Source organism: Agrococcus sp. SGAir0287, assembly GCF_005484985.1.
Classification (GTDB): domain Bacteria; phylum Actinomycetota; class Actinomycetes; order Actinomycetales; family Microbacteriaceae; genus Agrococcus.
On sequence record NZ_CP027942.1, the window covers coordinates 2,867,016 to 2,880,679 of the forward strand.

18 protein-coding genes are annotated in these 13,664 nt (G+C 74.0%); 7 read left to right on the plus strand and 11 right to left on the minus strand.

All coding sequences use genetic code 11. The annotated features are described in order from the left end of the window. Positions 1-184 precede the first annotated feature (184 nt). Positions 185-1,462 (plus strand): aminotransferase class V-fold PLP-dependent enzyme, encoded by a 1,278-nt coding sequence (locus C1N71_RS13610; protein WP_137756903.1) that lies wholly within the window; start codon positions 185-187, stop codon positions 1,460-1,462. After that, positions 1,459-1,911 (plus strand): Fe-S cluster assembly sulfur transfer protein SufU, encoded by a 453-nt coding sequence (sufU, locus tag C1N71_RS13615; RefSeq protein ID WP_137756904.1) that lies wholly within the window; start codon positions 1,459-1,461, stop codon positions 1,909-1,911. The genes C1N71_RS13610 and sufU overlap by 4 nt, the downstream gene beginning before the upstream one ends. A 30-nt stretch (positions 1,912-1,941) precedes the next feature. Here sufU and C1N71_RS13620 read toward each other — a convergent pair whose 3' ends face one another. Beyond that, positions 1,942-2,223: a DUF2277 domain-containing protein gene (locus C1N71_RS13620; RefSeq protein ID WP_137756905.1), complete on the minus strand. Its 282-nt coding sequence runs from the start codon at positions 2,221-2,223 to the stop codon at positions 1,942-1,944. 45 nt (positions 2,224-2,268) lie between these two features. Further along, complete coding sequence (locus tag C1N71_RS13625) at positions 2,269-2,718, minus strand: hypothetical protein (RefSeq protein WP_137756906.1); 450 nt, start codon at positions 2,716-2,718, stop codon at positions 2,269-2,271. A gap of 167 nt (positions 2,719-2,885) precedes the next feature. On the opposite strand from C1N71_RS13625, the gene C1N71_RS13630 reads away from it, so the two are divergent. After that, positions 2,886-3,482, plus strand: coding sequence for a DUF4232 domain-containing protein (locus C1N71_RS13630; RefSeq protein ID WP_175414234.1), 597 nt, complete (start codon positions 2,886-2,888; stop codon positions 3,480-3,482). A 483-nt stretch (positions 3,483-3,965) separates the two neighbouring features. On the opposite strand, the gene rocD is transcribed toward C1N71_RS13630, so the two are convergent. Further along, on the minus strand, positions 3,966-5,195 hold the full coding sequence (gene rocD / locus C1N71_RS13635) for an ornithine--oxo-acid transaminase (RefSeq protein ID WP_137756908.1): 1,230 nt from the start codon (positions 5,193-5,195) through the stop codon (positions 3,966-3,968). Next, the gene (gene ddaH, locus C1N71_RS13640; RefSeq protein WP_137756909.1) at positions 5,192-6,034 is read right to left on the minus strand and encodes a dimethylargininase; all 843 of its coding nucleotides are present in this window, start codon (positions 6,032-6,034) and stop codon (positions 5,192-5,194) included. Before ddaH ends, rocD begins: the two co-directional genes overlap by 4 nt. A 90-nt stretch (positions 6,035-6,124) precedes the next feature. Here ddaH and C1N71_RS13645 point away from each other — a divergent pair, with 90 nt between their 5' ends. Both C1N71_RS13645 and C1N71_RS13650 read left to right on the plus strand, forming a co-directional pair. Next, entirely contained in the window at positions 6,125-6,562 is a 438-nt protein-coding gene (locus C1N71_RS13645) for an Lrp/AsnC family transcriptional regulator (protein ID WP_137756910.1), read from the plus strand. Then, entirely contained in the window at positions 6,562-7,047 is a 486-nt protein-coding gene (locus C1N71_RS13650; protein ID WP_137756911.1) for a DUF2087 domain-containing protein, read from the plus strand. The genes C1N71_RS13645 and C1N71_RS13650 overlap by 1 nt, the downstream gene beginning before the upstream one ends. A 7-nt stretch (positions 7,048-7,054) precedes the next feature. Here the strand turns inward: C1N71_RS13650 and C1N71_RS13655 are convergent, their stop codons facing one another. Beyond that, complete coding sequence (locus tag C1N71_RS13655; protein ID WP_137756912.1) at positions 7,055-7,690, minus strand: GNAT family N-acetyltransferase; 636 nt, start codon at positions 7,688-7,690, stop codon at positions 7,055-7,057. A 52-nt stretch (positions 7,691-7,742) separates the two neighbouring features. Here C1N71_RS13655 and C1N71_RS13660 point away from each other — a divergent pair, with 52 nt between their 5' ends. After that, entirely contained in the window at positions 7,743-8,144 is a 402-nt protein-coding gene (locus tag C1N71_RS13660) for an NUDIX hydrolase (protein ID WP_137756913.1), read from the plus strand. A 40-nt stretch (positions 8,145-8,184) separates the two neighbouring features. On the opposite strand, the gene C1N71_RS13665 is transcribed toward C1N71_RS13660, so the two are convergent. Further along, complete coding sequence (locus C1N71_RS13665) at positions 8,185-9,321, minus strand: FAD-dependent monooxygenase (protein WP_175414235.1); 1,137 nt, start codon at positions 9,319-9,321, stop codon at positions 8,185-8,187. 87 nt (positions 9,322-9,408) lie between these two features. Between C1N71_RS13665 and C1N71_RS13670 the strand changes: the two genes are divergently transcribed. Continuing rightward, positions 9,409-9,810, plus strand: coding sequence for a PPOX class F420-dependent oxidoreductase (locus C1N71_RS13670; RefSeq protein WP_137756915.1), 402 nt, complete (start codon positions 9,409-9,411; stop codon positions 9,808-9,810). Positions 9,811-9,824: 14 nt separating this feature from the next. Here the strand turns inward: C1N71_RS13670 and C1N71_RS13675 are convergent, their stop codons facing one another. From C1N71_RS13675 to C1N71_RS13695, 5 genes are all read right to left on the minus strand, one after another. Beyond that, entirely contained in the window at positions 9,825-10,298 is a 474-nt protein-coding gene (locus C1N71_RS13675) for a protein-tyrosine phosphatase family protein (protein ID WP_137756916.1), read from the minus strand. An 11-nt stretch (positions 10,299-10,309) separates the two neighbouring features. Next, positions 10,310-10,828, minus strand: a complete 519-nt coding sequence (locus tag C1N71_RS13680; protein ID WP_137756917.1) for an AAA family ATPase — start codon at positions 10,826-10,828, stop codon at positions 10,310-10,312. Further along, a complete protein-coding gene (locus C1N71_RS13685) occupies positions 10,828-11,241 on the minus strand; it encodes a pyrophosphatase (RefSeq protein ID WP_175414236.1) in 414 nt (137 codons plus the stop codon). The genes C1N71_RS13680 and C1N71_RS13685 overlap by 1 nt, the downstream gene beginning before the upstream one ends. Positions 11,242-11,335: 94 nt before the next feature. Continuing rightward, a complete protein-coding gene (locus tag C1N71_RS13690) occupies positions 11,336-12,133 on the minus strand; it encodes a hypothetical protein (RefSeq protein ID WP_137756918.1) in 798 nt (265 codons plus the stop codon). A 75-nt stretch (positions 12,134-12,208) separates the two neighbouring features. Beyond that, positions 12,209-13,531, minus strand: coding sequence for a saccharopine dehydrogenase family protein (locus C1N71_RS13695; protein ID WP_137756919.1), 1,323 nt, complete (start codon positions 13,529-13,531; stop codon positions 12,209-12,211). Between the last annotated feature and the right edge of the window lie 133 nt (positions 13,532-13,664).

Genomic DNA, 13,664 nt, shown 5'->3' on the forward strand with positions numbered 1-13,664 from the left:
TCACTTCGCGTTCTCGATTGGGCAGCAGTGGCAGCGGACACGCCGCGCGCCTCGCCACAACTGACCAATCGAGGAGCCGCGAGCGCCGCAGCCACCTGTTCGCGGTCGGCATGACGCCGCGGGTCGCAAGGCCGCGCACGCGCGCGAGAGGATGGATCGTCGGGCCGCCCGGCACGGAGGACGCATGCAGCACCAGACGATCGCACCCGAGGCGCTCGAGCGCATCCGCGCCGACTTCCCCGAGCTCGCCGAGCAGGTGCAGGGCCACCCGCTCGCGTACCTCGACTCGGGCGCGACGGCGCTCCGCCCCGCGCCCGTGCTCGACGCCGAGCGCGCGTTCGCCGAGACCCGCACCGCCGCCGTGCACCGCGGCGCCCACACCCTCGCCGCCCTCGCGACGATGGCGTACGAGGATGCGCGCGAGCGCATCGCCGCGTTCGTCGGCGCCGATGCCGACGAGGTGAGCTGGGCGCAGAACGCCACCGACGCCCTCAACATGGTGAGCCTGTCGCTCTCGCGCGCGCAGCGCGGCCCGCACGAGGCGCTCGTCGACCTCGGCCCCGGCGACGTCGTCGTCACGACCGAGGCCGAGCACCACGCCAACCTGCTGCCGTGGCAGGACCTCGTGGCCGCCACGGGTGCCACGCTGCGCGTCGTGCCGGTCGACGACGACGGCGTGTGGACGCTCGAGGACGCGCTCGCCGTCATCGACGAGCGCACGCGCGTCGTCGCCTTCTCGCACGTCGGCAACGTCACGGGCCTCGTCGCCCCCGTCGCCGAGATCGTCGCGGCTGCGCGGGCGATCGGCGCGCTCACGGTGCTCGACGCGTGCCAGTCGGCGCCCCACATGCCGCTCGACCTCCACGCGCTCGGCGTCGACGCCGCCGCATTCTCGTCGCACAAGATGCTCGGCCCCGGCGGCGTCGGCGTGCTGTACCTGCGCCGCGAGCTCGGGCTCGCGCTGCCGCCGGCGCGCACGGGCGGGTCGATGATCACCACCGTGACCCTCGAGGGCGCCGAGTGGATGCCGCCGCCGCAGCGCTTCGAGGCCGGCACGCAGCCGGTCGCACAGGTCGTCGGGCTCGCCGCCGCCGTCGACTACCTCGCCGAGGTCGGGCTGGCGTCGATCGCCGCCCACGAGCACGCCCTCGGCCAGCGCCTCGTCGAGGGTCTCGCGACCATCGAGGGCGTCCGCCTCGTCGGCCCGCCCGTCGGCGCCGAGCGCGCGGGTCTCGCGAGCATCGTCGTCGACGGCGTGCATGCGCACGACGTGGGCCAGGTGCTCGACGCGCAGGGCATCGCCGCGCGCGTCGGCCACCACTGCGCGCAGCCGCTGCATCGGCGCCTCGGCGTCGCCGCGACGACGCGCGCATCCACCTACCTCTACTCGACCGAGGCGGAGGTCGACCGGTTCCTCGACGCCGTCAGCGGCGTGCGGGCCTACTTCGGAGCGGGACGATGAGCGGCCTCGACGAGCTCTACCAGCAGATCATCCTCGACCACGCGAAGGCTCGGCACGGCGAGGGTGCGCTCTCGGCCGACGCCGCGCACGCCGAGCGCTTCGAGCGCAACCCGACGTGCGGCGACGAGATCCGGCTGCGCATCGCGGTCGACGGCGAGCGCGTCGACGCCGTCGGGTGGGAGGGGCAGGGATGCTCCATCTCGCAGGCGTCCGCGTCGATCGTCGGCCAGGACGTGCCCGGCCTCTCGCGCGAGGAGGCCCAGCGGCGCGTCGACGCCATGCGCCGCATGCTGCGCACGCGCGGCGAGCACGACGACGCCGACCTCGACCTGCTCGGCGACGCGTCGGCGTTCGAGGGCGTCGCGCGGTTCCCGATGCGCGTGAAGTGCGCGATGCTGCCCTGGGTCGCCCTCGAGGACACGCTGCGGCAGGTCACGGCGCGCGACTGATCGAGCGCGCGTCGCGCGACGCGGGTCGGCTCAGCTCGCGGCGGCCTCGCGCGCGGCGATCCGCGCTCGCACCTCGGGGCGCCGCAGCGGCGGCACCGTCTTCGGAGGCTGCCTGCGGTCGGGCAGGTCCTCGAGCAGGTGGCGTGTGACGTGGGCGATCTCGGCGACGGCGTGCTCGAACGCCTCGCGCGTGCGATCGGTGGGGTGGGTGATGCCCGAGACCTTGCGCACGTACTGGCGCGCAGCGGCCTCGACCTCGTCGTCGTTCGCTGCGGGCTCGAGCCCGCGCAGGGTCGTGATGTTGCGGCACATGCCGGTCACGCTACGCCCGTCGCCGACGCGCGGGAAGCGGTCTGCTCAGCGCGCAATGTGCGCGACGAGCCCCGCCTCGCCGGCGCGCATGACCGCCGCATGGTCGGTGCGCAGCCGTCGCGGCGCGATGCGGGCGAGCGCTCGCAGCGCGCCGCGACGCAGCAGGACGTGCTGCTGCAGGACCACGCATGTGCCGCCAGCGGCATCCGTCGAGAGGTGCCACGAGCACCAGCCGAGGAGGTCGCCGCTCACCCGAGCCGCGAGCACGTCGTCGGCGGAGGACATGGGCGCGAGTCGCAGGCGCAGCGCGCCTGCGCGCGGCCAGCGCACGACGAGGTGGCCGCCGCGAGCGCCGGAGTCGTGGTTCGCGAGCGCTGCGTCGAGGATGCTCGGCCACCATTCGGCATAGCCGTCGACGTCGCCGAGCACGGCGCGCACCGCATCCCGCTCGGCGGGGATCCGCCAGACCGAGCGGAAGCGGAGGTCGGTAGCCACGCATCCATCTTCTCGCGCTCGCCGCGATGGATGCCGCATGCGGCATGGAAGCCAGCAAGGGTCGTGGAGGCTCTCGACATCGCGCTCATGCGACCCATCGGCTGCGCTGGGCGTTCGCATGGTGCGAGGCATTGACACCGCCTGCGACGCGGAGCACCGTGGCACCCATGTCGGCATCGAGGAAGCCCCTGATCGTCGCAGTCGTCGCGGCGTCGCTCCTGCTCACGGCGTGCGGAGCGCCCGCGGAGCCGCCGACCGAGGGGCAGTCGCCGCCGCCGTCCGCACCGACGGAGGGCTCGGCGTCGCCGTCGCCCGCCGATCCGGAGACCGCGGGCGAGGACGCGCCGTGCGCCGCAGGCGACCTCGACGTCACGGCGGCGATCGGCGATGCCGGCGCGGGCTCCGTCACGGTGACGTTCACGTTCGAGAACGTCGGCGGCACGCCCTGCACGCTCGACGGCTTCCCGGGCGTCTCCGCCGTCGGCGACGGGAACGGCACGCAGATCGGCCAGCCGGCCGAGCGCTCGGATCGGTCCTACGAGCCCGTGATCATCGCCTCCGGCGACACCGCGACGGCAGCGCTGCGCATGGTGGACGTCGCAGGCGGCGGCGGACCGCTCGGCGACGCCTGCCAGGTGCAGCCCGCGGATGGATGGCGCATCTATCCTCCGGGATCGACCGAGGCGATCTTCGTGCCGGTCGACGGGCTGTCGGCATGCGCGGGCGACGTCGACTGGATCACGATCGATCCCGTCGTCGGCTGACCTCACCGGCGGGCTCGCTTCGAGGCTCGCTCCGCTCGCACCTCACCGCGCGGTCATGCACCGGCTGACCCCCCGGCTCGGCTCGCTTCGAGGCTCGCTCCGCTCGCACCTCACCGAGCGGTCATGCCTCACCGAGCGGTCATGCGCCGGCTGACCCCCCGCGTCGGCTCGCTTCGAGGCTCGCTCCGCTCGCACCTCACCGAGCGGTCATGCCTCACCGAGCGGTCATGCGCCGGCTGACCTCCCGAGTCGGCTCGCTTCGAGGCTCGCTCCGCTCGCACCTCACCGAACGGTCATGCCTCGGCTGACCTCACCGGCGGGCTCGCTTCGAGGCTCGCTGCGCTCGCACCTCACCGAACGGTCATGCCTCACCGAACGGTCATGCCTCACCGAGCGGTCATGCGTCGGCTGACCTCCGGGTCAGTTCGCTTCGAGGCTCACTGCGCTCGCGCCGCACCGAGCGGTCATCGGCGCGGGGCGCGCTCAGCCCCGCAGCGCCGCCTCGAACGCCTCGAGCAGCAGGTCGATCTCGGCCTCCGTGATGACGATCGGCGGCGCGAGGCGCACCGTCTGCCCGTGCGTGTCCTTCGCGAGGATCCCCGCGTCCATGAGCCGCAGGCACACCTCGCGGGCGGTGGCGAGCCCGGGGTCGACGTCGATGCCCGCCCATAGCCCTGCGCAGCGCACGGCCGTGACGCCGTGGCCGACGAGGCGTCGAAGCCCCGCCTCCAGCCGCGCACCCAGCTCGAGCGCGCGCGCCTGCATCTCGCCGTCGGCGAGCATGCGCACGACCTCGAGGCCGACGGCTGCGGCCAGCGGGTTGCCACCGAACGTCGAGCCGTGGCTGCCGGGCGTCAGGACGCCGAGCACGTCGGCGTCGCCGACGACGGCCGACACCGGCACGATGCCGCCGCCGAGCGCCTTGCCGAGCAGGAGGAGGTCGGGCACGACGCCCAGCTGCTCGCAGCGGAACGTCGCGCCGGTGCGGCCGAGTCCCGACTGGATCTCGTCGGCGATGAGCAGCACGCCCTCCCGCCTCGTGATCTCGCGCACCCGCGGGAGGTAGTCGGCCGGCGGGATGCCGACGCCCGCCTCTCCCTGGATGGGCTCGAGCAGCACCGCAGCGGTGCGCGGCGTGATCGCCGCCGCGAGCGCGTCCGCGTCGCCGTACGGCACGGTGACGAAGCCGGGCGTGAAGGGTCCGAAGCCCTCGCGCGCCTCCGGATCGTCGGAGAACGAGACGATCGTCGTCGTCCGGCCGTGGAAGTTGCCGGACGCCACGACGATCTCCGCCTGCCCGGCGGGCACGCCCTTCACCTCGTACGCCCACCGACGCGCGACCTTGATGCCCGACTCCACGGCCTCCGCGCCCGTGTTCATCGGCAGCACCATCTCCTTGCCGGCGAGCGCGGCGAGCTCGGCCACGAACGGGCCGAGCGCCGCCGAGTGGAAGGCGCGACTCGTGAGCGTGACGCGATCGAGCTGCGCCTTCGCGGCGGCCACGAGGCGCGGGTGGCCGTGGCCGAAGTTGACCGCCGAGTACGCGGCGAGGCAGTCGAGGTAGCGCCGCCCGTCGACGTCGGTGACCCAGGCGCCGGACGCGGACTCGACGACGACCGGCAGGGGGTGGTAGTTGTGCGCCGCGTGCCGCTCGACCTGCGCGATCGCGTCGGCCGTGCGCGTGCGCGTGGATGCGCTCCCGGCGGCGCTCATCGGCGCAGCTCCAGCGTGCAGCACTTCACGCCGCCACCGCCGAGCAGCAGCTCGGACAGGTCGACGCCGATCGTCTCGTAGCCGCGCGCGCGCAGATCGCGCTCGAAGCCGAGGGCACGCGAGGCGATGACCATCGACCGGCCGTCGCCGAAGGAGTTGAGGCCCAGCACCGCGGCGTCCTCGTCGCTCACGAGCACCGCGTCGGGGTAGCGGCGCTCGAGCTCGATGCGGCTCGCGTCGTCGAACGCCTTCGGCAGGTAGGCGACGTTCTCGTCGTCGAGGATCGCGATCGCCGTGTCCAGGTGGTAGAACGACGGGTCGACGAGCCGCAGGCTCACGACCTCGCGACCGAAGATGCTGCGCAGCTCGTCGTGCGACTCGAGCGTGGTGCGGAAGCCGTGGCCGGCGAGGATGACGTCTCCGGAGACGAGGAAGTCGCCCTCGCCCTCGTTGACGTGCTGCGGGACGTGCACCTCGAAGCCCGCCTGCTCGAGCCAGGCCATGTAGGCGGGGCCCTCGGGTGCCCGCTGCTCGTACGTGAATCGCGCGCCGTACGCCGTGCCGTCGAGCGTGAAGCCGCCGTTCGCGGCGTAGACCATGTCGTTGAGCCCGTCGATCGGGTCGACGAGGTGCACGTCGTAGCCGAGGCGCAGGTAGGCGGCGTGCAGGGTCTCCCACTGCGCGACGGCGGTCTGCGTGCTCGTCGGATGCTCGGGATGCATCCACGGATTGATGCGGTAGCTGACCGTGAAGAAGTCCGGGCGGCACATGAGCACCGTCTTGGGCACGGCGACGCGGTCGGACGGGGCGGGCGCGATGGTGGCGAGCTCGGGCTCCATGCCTCCATCGTCGCAGCGGTCTCGCGCGCGACAGCCCGCTCACACGCACGATGCATGCGAATGTCAGCCTTCGACTGTAGTTTCTTGCGCATGGACCGCATCGACCAGGGCATCATCGATCAGCTGCGCTCGAATGCCCGCGCCGGCTACGGCGACATCGGGCAGGTCGTCGGCCTGTCTGCCTCGGCCGTGAAGCGGCGCGTCGACCGCCTCGTCGCCGACGGCGTCATCCGCGGGTTCACGGTGCAGATCGACCCGAAGGTCGAGGGGCTCGCGACGGAGGCGTACGTCGAGCTCTTCTGCCGCGGCACCGTCTCGCCCACCGACCTCCGCCGCATCCTCGCCGGCGTGCCCGAGATCGTCGAGGCCGGCACCGTCACGGGCGAGGCGGACGCGATCGTCATCATGCGCGCACGCGACGTCATCGCCCTCGAGGAGGCGCTCGAGAAGGTGCGCGCCGCGTCGTCCGTCGACCACACGCGCTCCGCGATCGTGCTGTCGAAGCTCGTCACGCGCGTCGCCGGCTGATGGACGACTGGCGGCCCGTCGTCGCCGCGCTCGCCGACCCCGAGCGGCGTCTGCTGCTCGCCCGCGTCACCGTTGAGGCGGCGCGCGGGCTGCCGCTGCATCCCGAGGCCATGCCGACGGCCGACCGCAGGCGGCTCGTCGCCCTCGTGCGCGCCGGCCTCGTCGAGCTGCGCGCGGGCGGCGCGCATCCCGTCGACGCGTTCACGCCGCTGCTCGGCTCGACGTCGGCGGCGACGGGCATCGGCCGCTACGTCTCCCAGGGGCGCATCGTCGGCTGGCCGCGCCGGCCGAGCGACCGGCAGGCGGTGCTCGCGTGGGCGGCGGATGCCGTGCTCGCGCCGGGCGAGGAGGTCGACGAGCGCACGATCACCGATCGGCTGCGCGCGCTGTGGACCGACCCCGTGCTGCTCCGACGCGACATGGTCGACGCCGGGCTCGTCGCGCGCGCCGCCGACGGCAGCGCCTACCGTCGCGCGCCCGCCTGATCCCGTCTCAGTCGCCGAGCAGGTCGCGGCGCGCCGCCTCCCAGCCCTCGACCTGCAGCCGCCAGTCGGGACGCACGAACGCGTCGCGGTCGAGCCTCACCCGGCGATCCTCGTACCGCTCGCCGTCGACGGCGACGACGCCGCGGCCGTTCTCGACGTAGCCCACCTTCCGCGAGACGGCGGCCGACGCCTCGTTGCCCTCGAGGTAGCCGCTGAGCGCCACGTCGGCGCCCAGCACGTCGAACGCGAACAGGAGCACGGCCTGGCGCATCTCGGTGCCGATCCCGCGCCCCTGCACGTCCTGCCGGATCCACGAGCCCGACTCGACCTTCCGCGTCACCGCGAGGTCCTTCGCCTCGATCGCCTGCACGCCCACGACGCGGCCGTCGAGATGCACGCCGAGCTCGAGCGCCCAGGCGTCGGGCGCGATGGCCGCGCGGGTCCGCCAGTGGTACTGCACGAGGTTCCGCCGCACCTCGTCGGGCGAGCCGACGTCCCAGCGGTGCAGGAAGGGCCGCACGTGCGGCTCGTGGATGCCGCTCAGCGCGGCGTCGACGAGGTCGTCGAGGTCGACGTCGCGCACGGGTCGCAGCTCGAGGCGAGGCGTGCGCAGGACGAGGTCGAGGAGGGGCCAGGCGCGCATGCCGCGACGCTACTCGGATCCTGCGACCCGCGTGCCCGGCTAGCCTCGTCGCGTGGGCGTCATCACGGTCTCGGCGGTGTGCTTCTCGCGCGACGGCCGCGTGCTCACCGTGCGCAAGCGCGGCACGTCGATGTTCATGCTCCCCGGCGGCAAGCCCGAGGGCGGCGAGACGGCGGCGGCGTGCGCGGCGCGCGAGGTGCACGAGGAGCTCGGCGTCGTCGTCGACGCGGAGGCGCTGCGCCTCGTCGGCGTCTTCGACGCGACGGCGGCCAACGAGGCGGGGTTCACGGTGCGCGCGACGGTCTTCGCGCACGACGGCGCGATCGAGCCGGTCGTGCAGGCCGAGCTCGAGGATGCGCGCTGGGTCGATCCGGCGCAGGGCATCGACGACCCGCAGGAGGCGCCGCTCAACCGCGAGCACGTCTTCCCGCTGCTCGTGGCGGCGAGGGGCTAGCGAGCCGGTACCGCGACGACCAACGCCGCGACGACGCGGATCAGCGGCGCGGCGGGCTCCATCGCAGCATCCAGTCGGTCGCGATCTCGGCCGCCAGGGTCGGCACGAGGTGCAGGATGCCGTTGCGCAGGGCGGCGAGCACGGGCTGGCGCACCGCGAGGCACGATCGGTAGACCTCGTACGCCAGCCGCTGCAGCGACTGCGTCCGCGGTCGGCGCAGCGCGTCGTAGGCGCCGAGCAGCTCGTCGACGTCGTCGCGCGCCGCGAGCACGCCGAGCGTCGCCGCGTCCTCGAGCGCCATGGCGGCGCCCTGCCCGAGGGTCGGGAGCATCGCGTGCGCCGCATCGCCCAGCAGCGCGACGCCTGGCGCGACGAACGTCCGCAACCCCGTCGGCAGCAGGCGCAGGTCGTGGCGCAGCACGGGGGCCTCGGGCTCGGCCGACACGTGCGCGCGCACGACCTCCTCGAACCCGCGCGCGGCGGCGATCGCGGCCGAGTGCTCGTCGGGCGCCGCGGTGCCCACGCGGGCGCGGGCGGCGACGTACCAGAAGACCCGGTCGCCGTCGATCGGCATGATGCCGACCTCGGTGCCGGCGCCGTACCACTGCGTCGCGCCCGGCGGCGTGTCATCGCGTCGGGCGACGACGCCGCGCCAGCACGTCGAGCCGGAGGGGTCGACCGGCAGGTCGTCGCGGATCGCCGCGCGGACGACCGAGTCGATGCCGTCCGCGCCGACGACGAGGTCGGCGACCCGCTCGCGCTGCTCGCCGGCCTCGACCAGCTCGACCCGCGGTCGAGCGCCCGGATGCACACGCACGACCGTCGCGTCCGTGACGACCTCCGCGTCGCCGACCGCGTCGGCGAGGATGCGATGCAGCGTCGTGCGGTGGATGCCGACGAACGAGCTCGAGTCGAACTCGGTCGCACGCAGGAGCCGGGTGCCCTGCGCGGTCCGCACGCCCTGCAGCAGGGCGTCCACGCCGACGGCGCGCACGGCGTCGCCGAGGTCGAGCGCGTCGAGCGCCGCGAGGGCGTTGCGGCCGAGCGCGACGCCGGCGCCGACCTCGCGCAGCGCCGAGGCCTCCTCGAGCACCGTGACGCGCCAGCCCGCATCCAGCAGTCCCTTCGCGGCGGCGAGCCCGCCGATGCCTGCACCGACGACGATGGCCTCACGCATGCCACCGAGGCTATCCGGCGCCGGCCGGGAGACGACAGGGGATGCGCGCGGCCCGCATCCGCCGGGCGATGGTGGGAGCATCGACGCATGGCGATCCCCGACGCGCAGTATGTGCTGCTGACCTCGTTCAAGCGCGACGGCCAGGGGGTCGGCACGCCCGTGTGGATCGCGCCGCTGGGCGACGGCACCGCCGGCGTCACGACGATGTCGAACGCGTGGAAGGCGAAGCGCATCCGCCGCACGCCCCGCGTGCTCGTGCAGCCGTGCGACGTGCGCGGCACGCCGACGCCGGGCACCGAGCCCGTGGAGGCGGTCGGCGCCGTGCACGAGGATGCGGCGACGAAGCAGCGCGTCGAGGCGGCGCTCAGAGCGAAGTACCGCCTGCAGTACAGGTTCATCACGGCCATCCAGCGCATCGCGGGCGTCATCGGCCGCCGGAGGGTCGAGGGCGTGGTGATCGTGCTGGCCGCGCCGAGCGACGACGCGTAGCGCCGGGGAGGCGCTCAGTCCAGCGCCATCGTCGCGACGAGGCGACGCTGGCCGGGCGTCTCGACCGCTCGCGGGTCGTAGCGCTCGCGCACCCACGCGACCGCGACGTCGGCGGGCACGCCGCTCATGCGCGCGAGGATCGCGAGCGCCGTGCCCGTGCGGCCGATGCCTCCCGCGCACGCGACCTCGACGCGCGCCTCCGCCGCAGCCGCATGGATGCGACGCAACGCGGCGATCGCGGCCGTCGAGTCGCGCGGCATGCCGAAGTCGCGCCACGAGATCCAGATGCTCGGCCACGCGACGTCGGGCGCACGTGCGAGGAGGTACGCGCCGAGGTCGGGCTCGCCGCCGGCCGGCACGGCTCCGCGGCGCAGGCCCCTGCCACGCACCATCCGTCCGTCCGGCAACGTCACGACGCCCGGTGCGTCCGCATCCCACGTCCGACGTGCGGGGCGCGCCGCCGCGTCCTCCGCTGCGTCCGACGACATGGCTCCGGGCCTCAGCGCAGCAGGCTGCGCACCGACGCGGCGACGGCGGTCGCGTCGACGGGCTCGAGCGACGGCACGGCCACGAGCTCGCCGAGCCCCAGCGGCTCCGCCTCGGCCACGAGGTCGTCCCACTCCCGCGCGAAGCGCTCGCGGGAGCGCAGCCGGTCGCGGCTCGCGAGCGCACGCTGCTGCGCGACGGCCGGCTCGACGTCGCACCACACCTCGACGACGTGCGGCGAGCCCGCGCGCCGCAGTCCCTCCTGCACGAAGCCCAGGTCGCGCGAGCGGATCCAGAGCGAGTCGACGATCGGCGGCTCGTCGCTGCGCCCGACGAGCGCCCACACGACGTCCATCGCGAGCGCGCCGTAGATCGCGCCGGGCAGGCCCATGTGCGGCGTCGAGCCGACGATGCCCGCCTTCACGAGGCTCTTCGACAGCAGGGGCACGTCGAGCTCGGCCGCGAGCGCGCGCGCGAGGGTCGACTTGCCCGACCCGGGCAGCCCGTTCACGAGCACGACGCTCGACGCCATCAGCCCGGCTCCCCGCGCTCGTCGTCCTCGATCGCGCGCTCGCCGCGCAGCGCACGTCCCTCGAGCGCGCGCTCGTCGGCGTCGAGCGCGTCGTCGCGCTGGTTCGTGCGCCGATCCCACACGAGCCACTTCGCCTCCATCGCCCGCTCGACGTCGACGCCCGTCACCTGGGCGAAGGCGAGCAGCATGCCGATCGCGTCGGCGAGCTCGAGGGCGAAGCGCTCCTCGATCTCCTCCGGCGAGTGCCCCTTGTCGCGCTGCCTGCCGGTCTTCGCGAGCCACGCCTGCGCGAGCTCGCCGACCTCCTCCTGCACCTTGAGCATCAGCCAGTCGCCGTCGCGCTCGAAGCCGTAGATGCGGGCGTACCTGGCGCTGATGGCGTCGATGCGCCGCGCCAGCTCTGCGAGCTCCATCCCCCCATCATGGGGCGTCGGACCGGAGGACTCGCCGGACGCGACGCGACGCGACCGCCCGACGTCGGCGTGGCCGCGTCGCGGGATGCGCCCGCTACCAGGTGAGGTCGAGGGAGAGGAGGTACTCCGCGAAGGCTGCCGCGTCGGTGTCGTTGAGCATGATGATGCGCATCCAACGGTCTCCCTGGAGGACGTAGGCACGCGTGAACGGGAACTGCTCGGCGGAGCGCGCCGTGTCGACCAGCAGCACGTCGCCCGTCGACAGGGTCACGGACTGCCAGCCCGCACTCTGCTGCTGCAGGGTCGCGATGTCCGCCGCGTCCAGGCCGGCGCCGAAGTCGACGTGCTGGCCGTAGCCCGAGGAGGTCACCGTGTCGTTCCAGGTGCAGTTCGCCAGCCAGTGCTGCTGCATCAGCTGCAGCTCCTCGGCCGGGTAGCCGGACCACGGGAAGTACCAGTCGACGGGGAAGTGGATGCCGTACAGCGTGTAGCCGCGCTCGGGGTAGAGGGCGTCGATCGCGCTCTGCGGGACGACGTCGGAGCAGTGCGCAGGCACGTACCCGGGAGCGAGCGTCCAGTCGGTCGGCTGCGTCGATCCGGCGTCCGCGGGGACGGGCGCGTACGTCGGCGGCACGAATCCGGGCGCGAGCGTCTGCTCCGGCGCCGGCTGGGAGCTCGGCGCCGTCCAGGTCAGCCCCGGCTCCGTCGTCTCGACGGGCTCGACGACGACGACCGGCGCGGGTGCGAGGGTGGGCTCCGGCGCCGCGGCGACGTCGACCACGGGCTCGGGGCTCGCCGCGACCGTCGGCTCGTTCGACGCAGCGACCGCGGTCGCGGTGCCGAACGCCAGGACGAGCGCGATGCCGGTGGCGAGGATGGGGACGGTGCGCACGATGCGGCTCCTCGGATGATCCTGCCCTCGGAGCGAGGGCTGCTGTGGTCCGTCATGTCCGTCTGGCGCAGGCGGTCACATCGGCGTGTCGCCGATGGTAGGCCCGGACCCTGGGACGGCGGTGGGATGCGGCTGCTCGCGCACGCCCCACGCCTGGCCGTAGCCGCCGTCGGCCTCGGGCGCGGCCATGAGGTCGAGGTACGGCTTCGCGTCGAACGCCTCGGGGCCGAGCACGCCCGTGCCCGCCCACGCGCCCGTCGCGAGCAGCTCGAGCGCGATGACGGGATTGAGCGCCGTCTGCCACACGACGCACTGCGAGTCGTACTCGGCCATCGTCCACGCGTTGTCGGCCACGTGGTACAGGTACGTCGACCTGGGCTCGCCGTCGACGCCGGTGCCCGTCACCCACACGCCCGCGCACGTCTTGCCCTCCATGCGCGGTCCGATCGTCGCAGGATCGGGCAGCGCCGCCGCGACGACGTCGCGCGGCGCGACCTCCACGGGCCCGGCCTTCGAGCGCACGCGGATGGGCTCGGTGCCGTCGAGGCCCAGGAGGTTGAGGGTGCGCAGCACGCCGATGAACTCGGAGCCGAGCCCGTACTTGAAGGTGACGCGGCGCGCGTCCACCCAGCGCGGCATGAGCAGCACCTCCTCGTGCTCGACGTTCACGCACTCGACGGGGCCGATGCCCTCGGGGAAGTCGAAGACCTCGGGCTCGGAGAAGGGCTCGGTCGTGAACCAGCCGCGGTCCCGCTCCCACACGACGGGAGGGTTGAGGCACTCCTCGATCGTCGTCCAGATCGAGAACGAAGGCGCGAAGATCTCGTTCCCGTCCTCGTCGCGCACCACGAGGTTCGCGCCGTCGCGCGTGCCGAGCTCGTCGATCTCGGAGAAGAGGTGGTCCGCGGCGTAGCGGGCGAAGACGTCGGACAGCCCGGGCTCGACGCCCATGCCCACGAGCGCGAGCCTGCCCGCCGCCTCCCAGTCCGCCGCCTTCGCGAACTGCCGGTCGCCGAGCATGACGCCCACCTCCTCGTAGGGGCGCTCGGGATGCCTGGACGAGAGGCTCATGGCCATGTCGAGGTAGTCGCAGCCCGCGTCGAACGCACCCGCGAAGATGGCGTCGACGAATCCGGGCTCGACGGCGTTCATGACGTGCGTCGCCGCGTGCTCGCGAGCGAGCGCGGCGACGGTGGCCGGATCGGAGGCGTCGACGCGCGCCGCGACGAACCTGGCCGCGACATCGTCGCCGTGCCGCTCGCGGATCGCGGCGACGACGGCCTCGGCCCGCTCCACGGCGTAGTCGGCGACGACGATCGACTCGTAGAACGAGCGGCGAGCGGCGATGCGTGCGAAGGCGGCGCCCACGCCGCCGGCGCCGATGAGCAGGATGCGCATGTCGATCTCCCTGACGGGACGGGATGGTCGCCCCGGGCCCAGCATGGCCCAGCCGTCCGGAGCGCACCAGCGCCGGCCGCATGGGCGCAGCACCCACGCGGGCCGCGGCGCTCGCTCTCGAGCCCGCGCGAGC

Bases quoted from the DNA above. Each gene is read 5' to 3' on its own strand.
- rocD (WP_137756908.1), bottom strand. From the start codon at position 5,195: ATGAGCGCCGCCGGGAGCGCATCCACGCGCACGCGCACGGCCGACGCG.
- C1N71_RS13685 (WP_175414236.1), bottom strand. From the start codon at position 11,241: ATGGAGCTCGCAGAGCTGGCGCGGCGCATCGACGCCATCAGCGCCAGG.
- C1N71_RS13680 (WP_137756917.1), bottom strand. From the start codon at position 10,828: ATGGCGTCGAGCGTCGTGCTCGTGAACGGGCTGCCCGGGTCGGGCAAG.
- C1N71_RS13695 (WP_137756919.1), bottom strand. From the start codon at position 13,531: ATGCGCATCCTGCTCATCGGCGCCGGCGGCGTGGGCGCCGCCTTCGCA.
- C1N71_RS13650 (WP_137756911.1), top strand. From the start codon at position 6,562: ATGGACGACTGGCGGCCCGTCGTCGCCGCGCTCGCCGACCCCGAGCGG.
- ddaH (WP_137756909.1), bottom strand. From the start codon at position 6,034: ATGGAGCCCGAGCTCGCCACCATCGCGCCCGCCCCGTCCGACCGCGTC.
- C1N71_RS13645 (WP_137756910.1), top strand. From the start codon at position 6,125: ATGGACCGCATCGACCAGGGCATCATCGATCAGCTGCGCTCGAATGCC.
- sufU (WP_137756904.1), top strand. From the start codon at position 1,459: ATGAGCGGCCTCGACGAGCTCTACCAGCAGATCATCCTCGACCACGCG.
- C1N71_RS13665 (WP_175414235.1), bottom strand. From the start codon at position 9,321: ATGCGTGAGGCCATCGTCGTCGGTGCAGGCATCGGCGGGCTCGCCGCC.
- C1N71_RS13675 (WP_137756916.1), bottom strand. From the start codon at position 10,298: ATGTCGTCGGACGCAGCGGAGGACGCGGCGGCGCGCCCCGCACGTCGG.
- C1N71_RS13610 (WP_137756903.1), top strand. From the start codon at position 185: ATGCAGCACCAGACGATCGCACCCGAGGCGCTCGAGCGCATCCGCGCC.
- C1N71_RS13620 (WP_137756905.1), bottom strand. From the start codon at position 2,223: ATGTGCCGCAACATCACGACCCTGCGCGGGCTCGAGCCCGCAGCGAAC.
- C1N71_RS13655 (WP_137756912.1), bottom strand. From the start codon at position 7,690: ATGCGCGCCTGGCCCCTCCTCGACCTCGTCCTGCGCACGCCTCGCCTC.
- C1N71_RS13670 (WP_137756915.1), top strand. From the start codon at position 9,409: ATGGCGATCCCCGACGCGCAGTATGTGCTGCTGACCTCGTTCAAGCGC.
- C1N71_RS13630 (WP_175414234.1), top strand. From the start codon at position 2,886: ATGTCGGCATCGAGGAAGCCCCTGATCGTCGCAGTCGTCGCGGCGTCG.